Here is a 17,778-nt window from a genome sequence, read left to right as displayed (position 1 = left end):
TGGCGGTCGACTGTGCGCGAAGAGGCGGGCGGTCGGAACTCGGCGCGTGCCTGGTGACGCTGCGCGCGTCGCCGCAGGCGTGGGGGGCGGCGCGGCGGGAGCGCCGCGCCGGAACGTGCGGTGGACTAGGTGGTCCCGCCCGACGGCTTGGCGCCGGCGTCGGTCTTGGGCGCCGGCGAGTCGGTGCTCTTGGACTCGCTCGAACCGCCTTCCGACTTCGTGTTGCCGGCTGCCGTGCCGCTCTTCTTGGCGTAGTCGGTGATGTACCACCCCGACCCCTTGAACTGGATGGCCGGCGACGACAGGAGCTTGCGAACCGGTCCCTGGCACTTGGGGCACTCGGTCAGCGGGCCGTCAGAGAACTTCTGGATCACCTCGAAGCGGTGACCGCACGTGTCGCATTCGTACTCGTAGAGAGGCATGCTGCGTGTGACTCCAACCCTTGATTATACCGACCGGGCACCGGGCACCGGGCACCGGGCTGGTAGGGCGGGGTGTCCCACCCCGCCGTGAGCCACCCACGTCGCCCAATGGCGCGGTGGGCCCCTTCGGTGCCCAGGGAGACCGGGCGCTACCGTGACGACGCTCGGGCGGGCCGGAAGACCGCGCCCGCCCTCACAGGCGCGCTACGCCAGGACCACGCCGTCGTTGGCCTCGCCGGGCAGCATCTGCTGGCGGAGGACGTCGAACGGCTGCAGGCCCAGGCCCAGGAACTCGTCGTGGAAGCGACGCGCGTCGAACGCCGACCCGCGGTGGGCCTCGACGTCCTTGCGCAGCTTCAGCAGCATCAGCTTGCCGAGCGCGTAGATGACGTAGCTGGGATCGAAGGTGCCCCGCTCGGCCTCGCGGCGGGCGCTGCCCTCCTCGAGCATCGCCTCCTCGCGGAAGAACCGGACGCCCTGCTCCACCGACAGGTCCTCGGCATGCAGGCGGAGGCCGACAATCAGGCGGCACAGGCGAACGAGCGACTCGGCGAGCTGACCGAGCTCGATCGCCGGGTCCTTCTTCGCGAAGCCCTCGTCGATGACCAGGTGTTCGGCGTAGTGCGCCCAGCCCTCGAGCACCGACAGCGGCGCCAGCACGGTGGCCTTGCGCCACGCCGCAGGGATCTTGCGCAGGTGCTCGAAGTGCAGGAAGTGCCCCGGCAGCGCCTCGTGCATCGAGATCGCCCAGAGCACCGCGTCGTTCATGTCGCGCAGGTGCTCGTCCTGCCGCTCCTGCGGCCACGACTGGTCGGCGTCGGTGACGTAGTAGAAGGACCGCTGCTGGCGGGCCTCGAGCGGCCCCGGGGCCCACAGGCTCGCGAAGGTCCAGCGATAGAAGGGCGGCGTCGGCGCGATGACCAGCGCGTCGGCGTCGGGGACGGTCACGATGTTGCGGTCGCGCAGGAACGTGTACAGCGCCGCGCACTGCTCGCGGACGCGCGTGACCAGTCCGCCGGGCTCCACGTGGGTCTGCTTGACCCTGGCCCACACCTGATCGGGCGCGTCCTTGCCCAGCTTGCGAGCCACCTCCGCGAACCGCTCGCGCGTCGCCGCCAGCTCACGGTCGGCGATCCGCAGCAGGGCGTCGGTGTCCAGCGTCACGCCGTCACCGAGCTTCAGCTTCTGCTCGATCCGCTCCTTGCCGAGGCGGAACGTCGCCTTGGCGCGCGGCGCCTGTTCCTCCTCCAGGTCGCGCACGTACCGCTCGATCGACGTCCGCGCCAGCGTCGCCGCATCGTCGAGGTCGGCCAGCAGGGAGAGGTCGTCGACCTCGCGGAGGGCGCGCGGCAAGTCGCGATTGAGGAAGCTCACCACGCCACGCAAGGTCTCGGTGGCGGTCTTGATGAAGATGCCGGCCGGTTCCCGCACGTTGGCGCGAGCCGCATCGAGGACGCCGGCCACCTGCCGCAGCTTGGACAGCAGCCGACGCGCCCGTTCGGCAGCCGGGGCGTAGGTGAAGATGGCCTGCGCCGCCAGGCTCGTGGCGATCGTGTCGGCGTACAACTGGGGGTCGCGTTCCCAGGTCCTCACGACCTCCAGTTCGTGCAGGCGCGCCTGGGCGCTGGCCATGAGCGCCGAGTGATCGGGACGCTCGGCCGCTGGAATCTGGTCGACGGGCATGGAGGCCAGCCGACGCGCGAAGCCGTTCAGGTCGCGCACCTGCCGGTCGATGGCGGCGCGACTGAAGTCCTCGAGCAGGTCGTCGTGGACGTGGACGCCGTCGAAGGTCGCCGCCGTCGGTTGCACCTCGTGGCGCCAGGACAGGTAGTCGGCCGCAAAGTGCGGAAGGGTCTCAGCAGATCGCATGCGCTCGCACGGACAAGGATGGTGGCCGGTGGGCCTGTGGGGCCCAATCTCCCAATGTACAATACCTTCCGTGCTCTCCCGGCCGGCGCCCGGACGTTTGTTCGTCGTGGCGACCCCCATCGGCAACCTGGAGGACATCACGCTCCGCGCGTTGCGGGTCCTCCGCGAGGCACGCGTGATCGCCGCCGAGGACACGCGTCGGACCGCCAAGCTCCTGGCCCACGCCGGGATCGAGACCCCCATGGTGAGCGTGCACGCCCACAACGAGGTCTCGCGACTGCCGGGCTTGCTCGAGAAGCTCCGCGCCGGCGAGCCGGTCGCCCTGGTGACCGACGCAGGCACGCCCCTGCTGTCCGACCCCGGTGATCATCTCATTCGCGCCTGTCTCGACGAGGGCATCCCCGTGGAACCCGTGCCGGGAGCCAGCGCCGTCCTCGCGGCGTTGACGATGAGCGGTGTCCCGGCGAGCGCGTTCACGTTTTTAGGGTTTCCACCCGTAAAGAACGGCCCCCGCCGCCGGTGGTGCGAGGAAGCCGGCGCGTACCAGCACCCGGTCGTCTTCTTCGAGGCGCCCCACCGTATCGCCGGGACCCTGGGAATGCTGGCCGAGATCGTCGGTGGCCAGCGACGAATCGCCGTGTGCCGGGAGATCACGAAGAAGCACGAACAGCTCATCCGCGGCGCCATCGGTGAAGTCGTCACCCATCCAGCCATCGCCGAGCCCATCGGCGAGTTCACCTGCATCCTGGAAGCCCCTCTCCGCACGGAAATCCCCGCCGCCATCGTCGAACAGGACTTGCTTGACGAATTCGACCGAATAACCGAAAAGGGGACCTTCGAGCGGCGCGCCGCCATGAGCGAGGTCGCGAGGCGACTGCACGTGCGCACCCGTGACGTGTTCGATGCCCTGGAGCGGCGCAAGGCCGCCGAATTCGAAGGATGAGCCGCTCCGTGCCTTGCGTCATCGTCATTCTTGCCGGCGGGCGCGGTCTCCGCATGGGGACCCGAAGGCCCAAGGTGCTGTTGCCCGTCGCCGGCCTTTCGATGATCGAGCGAGTCCTTCGGGCGTCGGACGACCTCGAGGCCGCTCGGCGCGTGACCATTCTAGGTTATTCAGCAGATATCATCGCGTCCACCCTGATGGCGCGCCAACTGGACGTCGCGACGCTCGAGCCACTGCTCGGACCGGTCCACGCGCTGACCGCCCTCGACCTCGCCGACGAACCGGACCGGTCGGTCGTGGTCCTGCCCGCGGACGTCCCCCTGCTCCGCCGCGAGACACTGCGCGCCCTGCTGGCCCACCGAGTGACCTCATCGGCCGCCCTCACGATGGTGACGGCGGTCTCGGAACGCCCGTACGGACTCATGCGGGTGCTCAGGAGTGACACGGGTGAGGTGATGGGCCTGGTCGGCGAGAAGGACGCCTCCCGACAGCAGCGCTCCATCAAGGAGTGCACCAGCGGCGTGTTCGCCTGCTCGGCACAGGCCCTGCGCGCCGCCCTGGCCACCTTCTCCTGGGACAACGTCGAGCGCGAGCGGACGCTCGGGGAACTGGTGTCCGCACTCCGGCGAGCGGGCCACGAGGTGGACACCATCAGCGCCACGGTGCCGCACGAGATCCGCGGCATCAACAGCCAGACGGAGCTGGCCGAGGCAAGCGCCATCATGCGACAAGCCAAGTGCGAGGAACTGATGTCGGCGGGGGTCACCATCATCGACCCCGCCACGACCTACGTCGGGCCTGACGTGGAGGTGGGCCACGACACGGTGCTCCACCCCAACGTCTATCTCGAGGGGCGCACCAGGGTGGGCACCGCCTGCGAGATCCACGCCGGGAGCCGGTTGGTGGACGCCACGCTCGAGGACCACGTGGTGATCCTCAACTACTGCGTCGTCACCGACTCGGTGGTGCGTTCACGCGCCCAGCTCGGGCCCTTCGCGCACATCCGCCCCGGCAGCGACGTGGGCGAGGACGCGCGCGTCGGCAACTACGTCGAGTTGAAGAAGACCACGCTCGGACGGGCCTCCAAGGCCAGCCACCTGACCTACCTGGGCGATGCCACCATCGGCGCCGACGTCAACGTCGGCGCGGGCGTGATCACGTGCAACTACGATGGCGTCAACAAGCACCCCACGGTGATTGGCGATGGCGCGTTCATCGGCAGCGACTCGCAGTTGGTGGCGCCGGTCACGGTCGGGCGCGGCGCGTTCGTGGCCGCAGGCTCCTCCATCACCCGCGACGTGCCCGAGGAGTCCCTGGGCATCGCACGCAGCCGCCAGGAGAACAAGGACGGCTGGGCGAAGCGCCGGAACCGCGGCTGACGTCCGGCCTCCCCCGCCCGGCCCTGCGCTGCGGGGCCGGCGGACTCCAGCCCAACAGTAAGGTTCGGCTTGCGCCTGGTGCGGGCCACGGTGTCTGATCCCGTGGCATGTGCGGCATCATCGGGTATATCGGTCAGCAGGACGTCGTGCCCGTGGTGCTCGACGGCCTGAGGCGCCTCGAGTATCGCGGCTACGACTCGGCCGGCATCGCCGTCGTCGGCCCCGACGGCATCGACGTTCGCAGAAGTGCCGGCAAGCTCGGGAACCTCGAGCGCGCCCTGCACGAGCAGCCGCTGCGCGGCACCTACGGCATCGGGCACACCCGGTGGGCCACCCATGGTCGCCCCACCGAGGAGAACGCCCACCCTCACCGCGACCAGTCCGGGCGCGTGGTCCTCGTCCACAACGGGATCATCGAGAACTACCTCGAGCTCAAGAAGGAGCTGCAGGGCCGCGGCATCGTGTTCCGCACCGAGACGGACACCGAGGTCGTGGCGCACCTGATCGGGCTCGAGCTCCGTGACGATGGGCTGCATGCGGCGGTGCGGAGGGCGCTGGCGCGGCTGCAGGGCCTGTTCGCGCTCGTCGTCATCTCGAGCGCCGACCCGGGCACCATCGTTGCCGTGCGGAACGGGCCGCCGGTGGTGATCGGCCTCGGTGAACAGGAGTGGTTCGTCGCCTCGGACATCCCGGCCATCCTCGCCCACACGCGCGACGTCGTGTTCCTCGAGGACGGGCAGGTGGCGGTGCTCACGCGCGAGGGCGTGCGGTTCTTCGACGCCGACGGGCGACCGGTCGTGCGCCAGGCGCAGCGCATCACCTGGGATCCGGTGATGGCGGAGAAGGCCGGGTACAAGCACTTCATGCTCAAGGAGATCTTCGAGCAGCCGTGGGCGATCAAGGAGACGCTGGTCGGGCGGCTGTCGATGGAGCAGGGCGACGTGCACCTGCCGGAGGCCAACCTCGACACGGCGGCGATGACCGGGTTCTCTCGCGTCGTGCTGCTGGCCTGCGGCACGTCGTGGCACGCGGCGCTGGTGGGGAAGTTCCTCATCGAGCAGCTCGCACGCATCCCGGTGGACGTGGACTACGGCTCGGAGTACCGCTACCGCCAGCCGATCATCGCGACGACCGACCTGATGGTGGCGATCACGCAGTCGGGCGAGACCGCCGACACGCTCGCCGCGCTGCGTGAGGCGCGTCGGCAGGGCGCGCGGACGCTGGCCATCTGCAACGTCGTCGGCAGCATGGCGACGCGCGAGGCCGAGGGCACGATCCAGACGCACGCGGGACCCGAGATCGGCGTCGCGTCCACCAAGGCGTTCACGACGCAGCTCGTGGCGCTGACGCTGCTGGCGCTGAAGCTCGGACGCGCCCGCGGCGTGCTCGACGCCGACGCCGTGCGGCCCATCCTGCAGGCCCTCACCGAGCTGCCGCGTCACGTCGAGCAGGTGCTCTCGTGCGCGCCTTATCTCGAGGACGTGGCGCGTCGCTTCTACCAGTGCTCCGACTTCCTCTTCCTCGGGCGCGGCATGCACTACCCGATCGCGCTCGAGGGCGCGCTGAAGCTGAAGGAGATCTCGTACATCCACGCCGAGGGCTATCCGGCCGGCGAGATGAAGCACGGCCCGATCGCGCTCATCGACGAGAAGATGCCCGTGGTGGCGCTCGCGCCGCGCGATCACGTGTTCGAGAAGATGCTGGGCAACGTGCAGGAAGTGAAGGCCCGCGGCGGCTCGGTGATCGCGATCACCGAGGAGGGGGAGCCGCACCTCTGGTCGCTGCTCGATCCCCGCCGTGACGCGCGCCTCGTGCTCCCGCCGATCCACCCGCTGCTGTCACCGATCACGATGACGGTGCCGCTGCAGTTGCTCGCCTACCACGTCGCCGTGCTGCGAGGCTGCGACGTCGACCAGCCGAGGAATCTCGCGAAGTCGGTCACGGTCGAGTGACGGCAGTCGGGAGTCGGCAGTCGGCAGTGCCAGCTCCATGGCGGGGCAGTGGCAGCACTGTCGGCTGCGTCACGACTCCAGCCTCGAGACGAGCGCGTTGAGCATGCGGCCCACACGGTGGCAAAGTGCTGCCATCTCCGAGACCCCCTCAGGGTCTCCGATGCCGAGTTCCCTGACGAGGTCCAGTTGCGTCTCCAGTTCAGCGTTGCTGCCCGCAGCGATGTTCAGATACCGGGCATAGGCATGCCGGGATCTCTGTCGGTATCCCTCTGCGATGTTCGAGGCGACCGACACGGATGCTCTCCGCATCTGTGAGCCGATCTCGATGCGATGCATGTAGGGGTAGGTGAGGGTGGCGTGGTACACGCACTTGGCCAACTCCTTCGAGAGTTGCCACACCTCGAGGTCCCTGAATGAGCGTGGGTGCACACGGCGGGCATTGCACGGCAAGGGCCAGACGGTGCTTCGAGCGTGGCGACGGTATAATCGAGGTTCCTGAAGTGATCGTGCAGAAACTGCAACGACGCTACAGCCACGCCTGGCGCACTCTCGGCCTCGAGTCCTCCGTCAATGAGTCACACGAACGCACAGGGCGCTTCTGGTCGCGCTGAGACAATGACTGCCGACCGCCGACTGCCGACTGCCGGCGAGGATTTCCTCTCCTCCCTCAACCCCGAGCAGCGCGACGCCGTCCTGCACACCGACGGACCGCTGCTGATCCTGGCCGGGGCGGGCTCTGGGAAGACGCGCGTCATCGCCTATCGCATCGCGTACCTGATCGGCAGCGGGCTCGCCCGGCCGTTCGAGGTGCTGGCGGTCACCTTCACCAACAAGGCTGCCGAGGAGATGCGGGAGCGGGTCGGGAAGCTGATCGGCGCCGACGCACGCGACGTGTGGGTGTCGACGTTCCACTCGCTGTGTGCACGGCTGCTGCGGCGCGAGGCGCCGGCCATCGGCCTGTCGCGCGACTTCGTGATCTACGACAGCAGCGACCAGCAGGTCGCGGTCAAGCAGGTGATGCGCGAGTTGCAGATCGACGACAAGTTGATCCAGCCGCGCCAGGTGCTCGGGCGCATCAGCCAGGCGAAGAACCGCATGGAGGCCCCCGACAAGGTCGGCAACGGCTCCTACCGCGACGAGCAGATCGCGAAGATCTACGACGGCTACGTGAAGGCCCTCGAGCGAGCCAACGCGCTCGACTTCGACGACCTGCTCCTCAAGACCGTGGAGCTGTTCGAGCACGAGGGCGTGCGCTCGAAGTACCAGCGGCAGTTCCGGTACGTGATGATCGACGAGTACCAGGACACCAACAGGCCGCAGTACCTGCTGATCAAGCACCTGGTGGGGGCCCGGCACAACCTCGCCGTCGTCGGCGATCCCGACCAGTCCATCTACAAGTGGCGCGGCGCCGACCTGCGCAACATCCTCGACTTCGAGCAGGACTTCCCCGAGGCCGCGACCGTCCGCCTCGAGCGCAACTACCGCTCGACCCAGAACATCCTCGACGCGGCGTCGGCGGTGATCGCCAACAACGCGGACCGCAAGGAGAAGCGCCTCTGGACCGAGCAGGGCCGGGGCGACCTGATCACGTACTTCCGCGGCGAGGACGAGCTCGAGGAGGCGTCGTTCATCGCGCGCGAGCTGCGCAAGGAGGTGACCGCGCGGCGCGACGCGACCGTCGCCATCCTGTATCGCCTCAACTCGCAGTCGCGCGCGCTGGAAGATCAGTTGATGCGCGACGGCACGCCGTACCGCATCATCGGCGGCGTCCGCTTCTACGAGCGCAAGGAAGTGAAGGACGCGCTCTCGTACCTGAAGCTGATCATCAACCCGCACGACGATGTGAGCTTCAGGCGCGTGGTGAACGTGCCGGCGCGCGGCATCGGCAAGTCGGTGATGGACGCGCTCGAGCGCGACGACCCCGGCGCGGGCGGCAGCGCGCCGCCGATGATGGCGGCCGGCCTGTTCGAGGTCGCGGCGTCGCAGTCGCTCTGGGCCAGGGCGACGCACCTGATTGCGTCCCGCACCCTGCCAGGTCGCGCCCACAACGCGCTCAAGCAGTTCGTCGAGTTGATCGACGCCCTGGTCGGCATCGCGAAGCACGAGCCGGTGTCGACGCTGATCGGCAAGATGCTCGATCAATCGGGCTACCTCAAGGCGCTGCGTGAGGAGAACACCGAGGAAGCGGAGAGCCGCATCAACAACCTCGCCGAATTCGTCTCGACCGCGCGCGAGTACGAGGAGCGGGAGGCCGACGCGTCGATCGGCGGCTTCGTCGATCGCCTGTCGTTGCTGTCGGAAGCCGACGAGTCGCAGGGGTCCAACAGCGCGCGCGTGTGGCTGATGACCATGCACGCCGCCAAGGGCCTGGAGTTCCCGGTCGTCGCCCTCGCCGGCATGGAAGAGGGCCTCTTCCCGCACAGCCGGGCAGGGGAGGACCAGGAGCAGATCGAGGAGGAGCGCCGGCTCTGCTACGTGGGCATGACCAGGGCGCAGTCGCGCCTGCTGCTCACCAGCGCCGCGCGCCGACGCGTCTTCGGCGAGTACCAGGCGACCGAGCCCTCACGCTTCCTCGACGAGATCCCGAAGGAACTGGTGCTGGAGACCCCGTCGTACACGCGCGCCCGCTCGTTCGGCACCTCGTCGTACGGCGGCCGCGCTGCCTACGAATCGCGGCCGAACCCGTACGGACGCCGGACGCCGGCGCGTGAGGAGGCGCCGGCGACCACGTACAAGTACGAGGACGAGGACCAGTCGAGCGACGGATCCCGGCCGAAGGCGGGGCAGAAGGTTCGCCACGCGCAGTTCGGCGTCGGCACGGTCAAGGAAGTGGACGGCAAGGGCGACGACATGAAGCTCACCGTGTACTTCCAGACGGTGGGCACCAAGAAGCTGATCGCCAAGTACGCGCGCCTGCAGCCGGTCTAGGCGCGGTGCGCCGACCTGAAGGTCGGCGCCTACGAGATGGAGCGCCTGCGAGATGGAGTGGCGTAGCCGCCGACCTTCAGGTCGGCGGTCTCGCTACGTGCGTGACGACCTCAGGCCTCGCCGTCCGTGTCGTCGGCGTCGTCGGACTCGTCGACGACATCCTCGATCGGCTCGTCGAGCGGCTCCTCGACGGCGCCCTCGGTCTCGAGCGGCGCCACCACCTCGGACGTGTCAGCAGCGACCTCCGCGATGTCGAGCCGGGCCAGCGCTTCGACGCGGTCCCCCTCGTCGAGGCGGATGAGGCGCACGCCCTGCGTGTTGCGGCCGATGGGCCGCAACGGCGCCACCGCCATCCGGATCACCATGCCGTCCTTGGTGATGATGAGGACCTGGTTGTCGTCCTCGACGTGCGTGACGCCGACCACCGGGCCGTTGCGGTCCGACGGCTGGATGTTGCGGATCCCGACGCCGCCGCGACCCGTGATGCGGTACTCGCTGAGCGGCGTCCGCTTGCCGTACCCGTTGGCCGTCACGGTGAGCATGGCGCCCGACTCCGACACCACCTCCATGGCCACGACCTCGTCGCCCTCGCGCAACGAGATGCCGCGCACGCCGTAGGCCGTCCGGCCCATCGCCCGCACGCGCGACTCGGGGAAGCGGATTGCCGTGCCACCGCGGGTGCCGATGAACACCTGCTGCGTGCCGGTCGACAGCTGCACCGCGATCACCTCGTCGTCGTCCTCGACGCCCATCGCGATGATGCCGCCGGCGCGCGGGTTCGAGTACGCCTTGAGGTCGGTCTTCTTGATGACGCCGCGGCGCGTGCCCATCACCACGAAGCGCTGGCCCTCTTCCGACGGGAACTCGCGCACCGCGACGACGTCGGCGACCTTCTCGCCGGCCGTCATCTGCACCAGGTTCGCGATCGACTTGCCGCGCGCATCGCGGCCGGCCTCCGGGATCTCGTGGACGCGCAGCCAGTAGGCGCGACCGCGGTCCGAGAAGACGATCAGGTACGCGTGCGTCGACGCCACGAACAGGTGGTGCACGTAGTCGTCGTCGGGCAGGCGCATGCCGATCGTGCCGGCGCCGCCGCGGCCCTGGAACCGGTACTCGTCGAGCGACGTGCGCTTGATGTAGCCCTTGTGGCTCACCGTGATCGCGATGTCCTCGTCGGCGATCAGGTCGAGGATGTCGATGTCGCTGGTGTCCTCGACCAGCTGCGTCCGCCGCGCGTCGCCGAAGCGGTCACGGGCATCCTTCAGCTCGTTGATGACGATCTCCATCACCAGCCGTTCGCTGCCGAGGATGGCACGCAGCCGCTCGATCTCCTTGATCAACTCCGCGAGCTCGTCGAGGATCTTCTGCCGCTCGAGGCCGGTGAGGCGCTGGAGCTGCATGTCGAGAATGGCCTGCGCCTGTAGCTGCGACAGCCCGAAGCTGGACATCAGGCCTTCGCGGGCCTCGCCCGGGCTCTTGGCAGCGCGGATCAGCGCGATCACCGCGTCGATGTGATCGAGCGCGATCTTGAGGCCCTCGAGGATGTGCGCACGCGCCTCGGCCTTGCGGAGCTCGAACTCCGTGCGCCGACGCACCACCTCGCGCCTGAACTCGATGAACCGCTCGAGCATCTCGAGCAGCGGCAGCACCCGCGGCCGGCCGTCGACGATCGACAGCATGATGATGCCGAACGACGACTGCAGCGGCGTGTGCTTGTAGAGGTTGTTCAGCACCACATCCGGCATCTCGCCGCGCTTCAGCTCGATGACGACGCGGATGCCCTGGCGGTCCGACTCGTCGCGGATGTCGGAGATGCCCTCGATCGTCTTGTCGCGCACGAGGTCGGCGATGCGCTCGATCAGCTTCGCCTTGTTGACCTGATAGGGCACCTCGGTGATGACGATCGCCTGGCGATCGCCGCCGCGGCCGATCGTCTCGACCTCGCTCTTGGCGCGCACGATCACGGTGCCGCGACCGGTCGCATACGCCGACACGATGCCGGCGCGGCCGACGATCACGCCGCCGGTGGGGAAGTCGGGGCCGAGCACGTGCTGCAGCAGCCGGCGACGCTTCTCGTCGCGGGTGAGCGGCTGCGGACGGCCCTCCTCGTCGATCGTGAACGCCTGTTCGGGATCGGCGATGGCGATGATCCCGTTGACCAACTCCGTGAGGTTGTGCGGCGGGATGTTGGTCGCCATGCCGACGGCGATGCCCGTCGACCCGTTCACCAGCAGGTTCGGGATCGGGGTCGGCAGGACCGAGGGTTCGGTCGTCGTCTCGTCGAAGTTGGGCACGAACTCGACGGTGTCCTTGTCGAGATCGGCCATCAGCGCCTCGGCGAGCGCCTCGAGGCGGGCTTCCGTGTAGCGGTAGGCCGCCGCCCGGTCGCCGTCCATGCTGCCGAAGTTCCCCTGGGGATCGACCAGGGGATAGCGCATGTTGAAGTCCTGCGCCAGGCGCACCAGCGTGTCGTAGGCCGACGCGTCGCCGTGCGGGTGGTAGTTGCCGATGACCTCGCCGACGATCTTGGCGCACTTGCGATAGGCGCGATTGCTCGCCAGGCCCATCTGCCGCATGGCGAAGAGCACGCGCCGGTGCGCCGGCTTCAGGCCGTCGCGCACGTCGGGCAGGGCGCGCCCGATGATCACGCTCATCGCGTAATCCATGTACGAACGGCGCATCTCGTCTTCGATGGTGACGGGCACGCGGGTCGGCGGAGGGGTGCTCATAGCGATATCGGGTCTTGTGTCTCACGCGGTCGACGACCGGGTGAGAGCGCCGCGCTGCCTGCCCCGAGCGACGTCGAGGGGGAACAGCCGGCCCTGCCTTGCAGACGTGGGGAACCGCGCCTACACGTCGAGGTTCTTCACGTCGAGGGCGTTGTCCTCGATGAACTTGCGGCGCGGCTCGACCTGGTCCCCCATCAGGGTGGAGAACATCAGGTCCGCTTCGGCCTGATCCTCGGCGCGCACCTGCAGCAGCGTGCGCACTTCAGGCTTCATCGTGGTCTCCCACAACGTCTCGGGGTTCATCTCGCCGAGGCCCTTGTAGCGGTTGATGGCCACGCCCTTGCGCCCGACCTCGAGGAAGTAGTCCACCAGGTCCGAGAGCGACTGCACCTCGTGGTCGGCGTCCTTGCGGGCGACTCGACGCACGGGTTCGGCCGCAGCCTCGCCACCGGCATCGGCAGCACCCGGCTCGGCGGCGACCTCCTCGGGCTCCTCGGCCTGCGGGGCCCCGACCTGCGTCACCACCATGCGGCCGTGGATGCCTGACACGTCGCGGTAGCTGTTCACCAGCGCGCGGAAGTCGGGCGTCTGCGCGAACTCGATGCCGGCCCGTGACACCCGCGGGTAGCCGGCGCTGCGGTCGTCGATCTCGAACAGCAGCGCGTTGTGCTCCTCGTCGACGACCACCGAGACGATCCGCTGCTCGTGCGAGAGTTCCGCCGCGAGCGCGTCCATGCGGCCGCGATCGCTGAAGAACGTCCGGTCCCGCGCCCCGGCGTTCAGCAGCGCCCGCACCACGTCCTGCGGCACGCCGCGGCGCTCGACGTGACGGAGGTTGCGGTCGAACGCGATCAGCTTGTGCAGCAGCGTCTCGAGCGCCTCGCCGCTGTACTCCTGGCCGCTCTCGACCAGCCGCAGCACGCGCGAGTCGGTCGCACGCTTGATCAGGTATGCCTCGAGGTCCGCATCGTTCTTGATGTAGACCTCCTGCTTGCCGCGCTTGGCGCGGTACAACGGCGGCTGCGCGATGTAGATGTGGCCGTTGTCGATCAGCTCGCGCATCTGCCGGTAGAAGAACGTCAGCAGCAGCGTACGGATGTGCGATCCGTCGACGTCGGCGTCCGTCATGATGATGACGCGGTGATACCGCAGCTTCGCGATGTCGAAGCCGTCCTTGTCGCCTTCCTCGCGCTTGCGGCCGATGCCGGTGCCGAGCGCGGCGATCATCGTCTTGATCTCGTCGCTGCTCAGCATCTTGTCGAAGCGGGCCTTCTCGACGTTCAGGATCTTGCCCTTGATCGGCAGGATGGCCTGGAAGCGGCGGTCACGACCCTGCTTGGCCGACCCGCCTGCCGAGTCGCCCTCGACGATGTAGATCTCGCTCTGCGCGGGATCGCGCTCCTGGCAGTCGGCCAGCTTGCCGGGCAGCGAACTGCCGTCGAGCACGCCCTTGCGCCGGACCAGGTCGCGCGCCTTGCGCGCCGCCTCGCGGGCCCGCGCCGCGTCGGCGGCCTTCTGGATGATCGCGCGCGCGACGGCCGGGTTCTCCTCGAAGAACGCGCCGAGCCGTTCGTTGACGATCGTCTCGACGATCCCCTTGACCTCGGTGTTGCCGAGCTTGGTCTTGGTCTGGCCCTCGAACTGCGGGTTCGGGATCTTGACGCTGATCACGCCCGCCAGGCCCTCGCGCGCGTCGTCGCCGCTGATCGGGGTGTCCTTGAGATCCTTCGGCAGGTTCGCGCTCGACAGGTACGCGTTCACCGTGCGGGTCAGCGCCGCCTTGAAGCCGGAGAGGTGAAACCCGCCCTCGTGCGTGTTGATGTTGTTGGCAAACGTGTACAGGTTCTCGTCGTACGAGTCGTTCCACTGGAGCGCGATCTCGACCTCGATCTCGTTCCGCTCGCCCCGCATGTGGATGGGCGCCTCGTGCACCGCCCGCTTGGCGCGGTTCATGAACTGCACGTACTCGACGATGCCGCCCTTGTACTCGTAGCGCGCGTGCCGTCCCTCGCCACGCTCGTCCTCGAGCGTGATGATCAGGCCGGCGTTCAGGAACGCAAGCTCGCGCAAGCGGTTGTTGAGCGTGTCGAAGCTGTAGACCGTCGCCTCGAAGATCGTCGGGTCGGGCTTGAAGTGGACCTTCGTCCCGCGCTTCTTGGTGGTGCCGGTCTCGACCAGCGGTGCCATCGGCACGCCGCGCGCATAACTCTGCTGGTAGACCTTGTCGTTGCGCCAGATCTCGAGGTCGAGCTGCTCCGACAGCGCGTTGACCACCGACACTCCGACGCCGTGCAAGCCACCGGAGACCTTGTACGCGCTGCCTTCCTGGTTGAACTTGCCGCCGGCGTGCAGGACGGTGAGCACGACTTCGGCCGCGCTCTTGCCGCTCTCGTGCATGTCCACCGGGATGCCGCGTCCGTCGTCGATCACCGTCACCGAGTCGTCGACGTGGATGGTGACGTTGATCTCGGTGCAGTGCTTGGCGAGCGCCTCGTCGACCGAGTTGTCGACGACCTCGTAGACGAGGTGGTGGAGGCCCGCTTCGCCCGTGGTGCCGATGTACATGCCCGGCCGCTTGCGGACGGCCTCGAGGCCTTCGAGCACCTTGATGGCATCGGCGCCGTACTCTTCGGCCGCCCCGTTGGCGGGGCGCATCGGGGTCTCTGACTCGGTGTTCGGGCTGGTGGTCGGTTCCATCGGGACTCGCAAGGGACGTTCACCGGGTGGGGGCGGCGCGTCGATGCCACCCACCTCTCCCGGTCTCGCGCGGCGTCGGCGGCGTCGGCCGGCGGCAGCCGCGTGATGCGTGCGGCGCGGCGCGCCTACGGACGCATCGGCATGATCACGTACGTGTAGTCGTACCCGTCGGCGCCCACGGGCTTCATCACCGCCTGGCTCATCTCGTCGCGGAACGAGAGGCTGACCTGCTCGGTCTCGACCGCCGCCAGGAAGTCGGTGACGTACTGCGCGTTGAAGCAGATCTGGACGTCGGGCCCCTCGTAGGTGACCAGGAGCTCTTCCTTGGCCTCGCCGAGGTCGGGACTCTGCGACGTCACCTCGACCTTGCCGTTCGAGATCAGGAAGCGCACCGCCCGCGACCGTTCGTTGGACAGCAGCGACACGCGACGAATGGCGCTGGTGAGGCGATCGCGCTCGAACTCGATCTGCTTGTCGTTGTTCTTCGGGATGACGCGCTCGTACGCCGGGAACTGCGCGTCGATCATCCGCGAGAACAGGCGGCGGCCGCCGACCGTGAAGAACAGGTGGTTCTCGGCGCGCTCGTACAGGACGTCGCCCTCGCCGTCGGCGAGCAGCCGGCTCAGCTCCTGCATCGTCTTCTTCGGCAGCAGCGCCTTGCCCTCGGCCGCGCCGGTCTCGCCGGTGACCGTGACCAGCGCCAGGCGGTGCCCGTCGGTCGCGACCAGGCTCATGCTGTCCGGCTTGAGCACGAACAGCGCGCCGTTGAGGTAGTAGCGCGTGTCCTCGCCGGTGATGGCGAACATGGTCTTGGCGACCATCTGCTTGATCGGCTCACGCGGCAGGGTCGCCACCGTGTCGCCCACGGTCGGCAACTGCGGGAAGTCGTCGGCCGGCAGCGTGGAGAGGTGCGACTCGAAGCGCTCCGCGGCGACGGTCACCCCCGAGCGGTTCTGCTCGATGCGGATGTCGGTCTCGGGCAGCGCCTTGACGATCTCGAACAGCTTCTTGGCCGGCAGCGTCAGCGTGCCCGGCTTGGCCAGGCTCTGCGCCACACAGGTGCTGCGGAGCCCCACGTCGAGGTCGGTAGCCACCAGCTCCACCTGGTTGCCATCGGCACGCAGCAGCACGTTGGCGAGCACGGGCATGGTGTTCTTGCGTTCCACGATGCCTTGAAACAACTGCAGTTCGCGGAGCAGATCGTTCTTGCGGACCACCAGTTCCATGCAGCCGATACCTCGTGTACGGGAGCGAGCCCCTTGGCGCGTGCGACGTCCCTAGGAGGTGTTCTCCATAGAGATCGCAAGAAAAGAAGTATAACAGAGATCAGAAGGGCGTTTGAAGCTGTGTGGGCAGCATCTAAACCCATTTCCTACAACCATTTACCCTGTGCAGGGATGGTGTGCAAAAACGGCCCCGATCCTGTGGGCGCCAGCCCTGCCGCCCGGCCTCCACACGTTGTCCACAGGGTCGCCTCGCCCGGGTTGTGGAAAACCTCGTCCGCCGCCGGTCCGCCTAGCGGAAATTGTCCAGCATGGCGTTGATCTGGCTGTTGAAATCGCTGTCCTTGCCCCGCTCGTCCTCGACCTTCCGGATCGAGTGCAGCACCGTCGAGTGGTGCTTGCCGAACGCTCGTCCGATGTCGGGCAGCGACGCCGACGTCAGCGACTTGCACAGGTACATCGCGATCTGGCGCGGCATCACGATGTTGCGCGAGTTGCTGGCCGCCTTGAGCTCGCTCGGGCGCACGCCGTAGAAGTCGGCGACGAACTTCAGGATCGTGTCGATCGTGATCGCCTTCTCCTCGGTGCCGATGATGCTGCGCAGGACGTCCTGGGCCAGCGCCAGGGTGATGTCCTTGCCGGTCAGCGAGGCGTAGGCGACCAGCCGGATCAGCGATCCTTCGAGGTCGCGGATGTTCGACTTGATCTTTGTGGCGATGAACAGCGCGACGTTGTCGGGCAGCGGCACGCCGTCGGCGTCGGCCTTCTTCTTGAGGATCGCGACCTTGGTCTCGAGATCGGGCGGCTGGATGTCGGCTATCAGGCCCCAGTTGAAGCGCGAACGCAGTCGCTCCTCGAGCGCCGGGATCTCGTGCGGCGGTCGGTCGCTGCTCAGGACGATCTGCTTGCCGGCGTCGTAGAGCGCATTGAACGTGTGGAAGAACTCGTTCTGCGTCGCTTCCTTGCCGGCCAGGAACTGCGCGTCGTCGACCAGCAGCACGTCGACGTTCCGGTAGCGCTCGCGGAAGTCGATGATGCGCTCGTAGCGGATGGCGTTGATCATCTCGTTCATGAACCGCTCGGACGAGATGTAGGTGAGCATCGCCTGCCGGTGATGGCGGTCCACGTACTGCCCGATGGCGTGCATCAGGTGCGTCTTGCCCAGGCCCACGCCCCCGTACAGGAACAGCGGGTTGTACGATCGCCCCGGCGCCTCGGCCACCGCCCGGGCCGCGGCGTTGGCGAACTGGTTCGACGGCCCGACCACGAAGGTCTCGAAGGTGTAACGGTGGTTCAGCCCGGAGGGGCCCTGGGTGGGACTCGCCGGGAGGGAGGGGTCGTCGGCCTGGCGGATCAGCAGATCCTCGGCCGGCGAGGGTTCCACCGGCGCCGAGCCATCGGCTGGGACGAACGACACCACGGCGCCCGGTCGCCCGGCCTCCGCGACGGCCTCGGCCAGGATCGACCCGTAGTGGCGCAGCAACCAGTCGCGCACCGTCCCGTCGGGGACCTCGACGATGAAGGTGTCGCCGTCCTCGCGGATGAAGCGGGTCGGCTTGAACCAGGTCAGGAACGTGTGCCGGTTCAGTTTCGCCTCGACACGGGCGAGGACGCGTTCCCAGATGTGTTCACTCAT

The 17,778-nt window shown here is 68.1% G+C and carries 11 protein-coding genes; 4 read left to right on the top strand and 7 right to left on the bottom strand.

Annotated elements, in window-relative coordinates; all coding sequences use genetic code 11:
• Positions 1-125: 125 nt before the first annotated feature.
• Positions 126-422 carry an FmdB family zinc ribbon protein gene (locus TBR22_RS00055; protein ID WP_239490903.1) on the bottom strand — a complete coding sequence of 99 codons (297 nt, stop codon included), beginning with the start codon at positions 420-422 and terminating at the stop codon, positions 126-128.
• A gap of 204 nt (positions 423-626) precedes the next feature.
• The gene (locus TBR22_RS00050) at positions 627-2,291 is read right to left on the bottom strand and encodes a DUF885 domain-containing protein (RefSeq protein WP_239490902.1); all 1,665 of its coding nucleotides are present in this window, start codon (positions 2,289-2,291) and stop codon (positions 627-629) included.
• Between the two features lie 106 nt (positions 2,292-2,397).
• Here TBR22_RS00050 and rsmI point away from each other — a divergent pair, with 106 nt between their 5' ends.
• The 3 genes from rsmI to glmS all read left to right on the top strand — a co-directional run bounded on the left by rsmI (position 2,398) and on the right by glmS (position 6,565).
• Entirely contained in the window at positions 2,398-3,234 is an 837-nt protein-coding gene (rsmI, locus tag TBR22_RS00045) for a 16S rRNA (cytidine(1402)-2'-O)-methyltransferase (protein ID WP_239490901.1), read from the top strand.
• Entirely contained in the window at positions 3,231-4,613 is a 1,383-nt protein-coding gene (gene glmU / locus TBR22_RS00040) for a bifunctional UDP-N-acetylglucosamine diphosphorylase/glucosamine-1-phosphate N-acetyltransferase GlmU (RefSeq protein WP_255665302.1), read from the top strand. The genes rsmI and glmU overlap by 4 nt, the downstream gene beginning before the upstream one ends.
• 107 nt (positions 4,614-4,720) lie before the next feature.
• On the top strand, positions 4,721-6,565 hold the full coding sequence (glmS, locus tag TBR22_RS00035; protein WP_239490900.1) for a glutamine--fructose-6-phosphate transaminase (isomerizing): 1,845 nt from the start codon (positions 4,721-4,723) through the stop codon (positions 6,563-6,565).
• Between the two features lie 69 nt (positions 6,566-6,634).
• Here glmS and TBR22_RS00030 read toward each other — a convergent pair whose 3' ends face one another.
• Positions 6,635-6,994, bottom strand: coding sequence for a four helix bundle protein (locus TBR22_RS00030; protein WP_239490899.1), 360 nt, complete (start codon positions 6,992-6,994; stop codon positions 6,635-6,637).
• Positions 6,995-7,180: 186 nt separating this feature from the next.
• Between TBR22_RS00030 and TBR22_RS00025 the strand changes: the two genes are divergently transcribed.
• Complete coding sequence (locus TBR22_RS00025) at positions 7,181-9,493, top strand: ATP-dependent helicase (RefSeq protein ID WP_239490898.1); 2,313 nt, start codon at positions 7,181-7,183, stop codon at positions 9,491-9,493.
• Between the two features lie 110 nt (positions 9,494-9,603).
• Here TBR22_RS00025 and gyrA read toward each other — a convergent pair whose 3' ends face one another.
• The 4 genes from gyrA to dnaA all read right to left on the bottom strand — a co-directional run bounded on the left by gyrA (position 9,604) and on the right by dnaA (position 17,778).
• Positions 9,604-12,222: a DNA gyrase subunit A gene (gene gyrA, locus TBR22_RS00020; RefSeq protein ID WP_239490897.1), complete on the bottom strand. Its 2,619-nt coding sequence runs from the start codon at positions 12,220-12,222 to the stop codon at positions 9,604-9,606.
• Between the two features lie 120 nt (positions 12,223-12,342).
• A complete protein-coding gene (gene gyrB / locus TBR22_RS00015) occupies positions 12,343-14,919 on the bottom strand; it encodes a DNA topoisomerase (ATP-hydrolyzing) subunit B (RefSeq protein WP_305068760.1) in 2,577 nt (858 codons plus the stop codon).
• Between the two features lie 125 nt (positions 14,920-15,044).
• Positions 15,045-16,145 (bottom strand): DNA polymerase III subunit beta, encoded by a 1,101-nt coding sequence (gene dnaN / locus TBR22_RS00010; protein ID WP_239490896.1) that lies wholly within the window; start codon positions 16,143-16,145, stop codon positions 15,045-15,047.
• Between the two features lie 289 nt (positions 16,146-16,434).
• A complete protein-coding gene (gene dnaA / locus TBR22_RS00005) occupies positions 16,435-17,778 on the bottom strand; it encodes a chromosomal replication initiator protein DnaA (RefSeq protein ID WP_239490895.1) in 1,344 nt (447 codons plus the stop codon).

This window comes from Luteitalea sp. TBR-22 (genome assembly GCF_016865485.1).
Taxonomy (GTDB): Bacteria; Acidobacteriota; Vicinamibacteria; order Vicinamibacterales; family Vicinamibacteraceae; genus Luteitalea.
This window is presented reverse-complemented; position numbering and strand designations above follow the sequence as displayed.

Bases quoted from the DNA above. Each gene is read 5' to 3' on its own strand.
- gyrA (WP_239490897.1), bottom strand. From the start codon at position 12,222: ATGAGCACCCCTCCGCCGACCCGCGTGCCCGTCACCATCGAAGACGAG.
- TBR22_RS00055 (WP_239490903.1), bottom strand. From the start codon at position 422: ATGCCTCTCTACGAGTACGAATGCGACACGTGCGGTCACCGCTTCGAG.
- TBR22_RS00025 (WP_239490898.1), top strand. From the start codon at position 7,181: ATGACTGCCGACCGCCGACTGCCGACTGCCGGCGAGGATTTCCTCTCC.
- dnaA (WP_239490895.1), bottom strand. From the start codon at position 17,778: ATGAGTGAACACATCTGGGAACGCGTCCTCGCCCGTGTCGAGGCGAAA.
- TBR22_RS00050 (WP_239490902.1), bottom strand. From the start codon at position 2,291: ATGCGATCTGCTGAGACCCTTCCGCACTTTGCGGCCGACTACCTGTCC.
- gyrB (WP_305068760.1), bottom strand. From the start codon at position 14,919: ATGGAACCGACCACCAGCCCGAACACCGAGTCAGAGACCCCGATGCGC.
- glmU (WP_255665302.1), top strand. From the start codon at position 3,231: ATGAGCCGCTCCGTGCCTTGCGTCATCGTCATTCTTGCCGGCGGGCGC.
- glmS (WP_239490900.1), top strand. From the start codon at position 4,721: ATGTGCGGCATCATCGGGTATATCGGTCAGCAGGACGTCGTGCCCGTG.
- dnaN (WP_239490896.1), bottom strand. From the start codon at position 16,145: ATGGAACTGGTGGTCCGCAAGAACGATCTGCTCCGCGAACTGCAGTTG.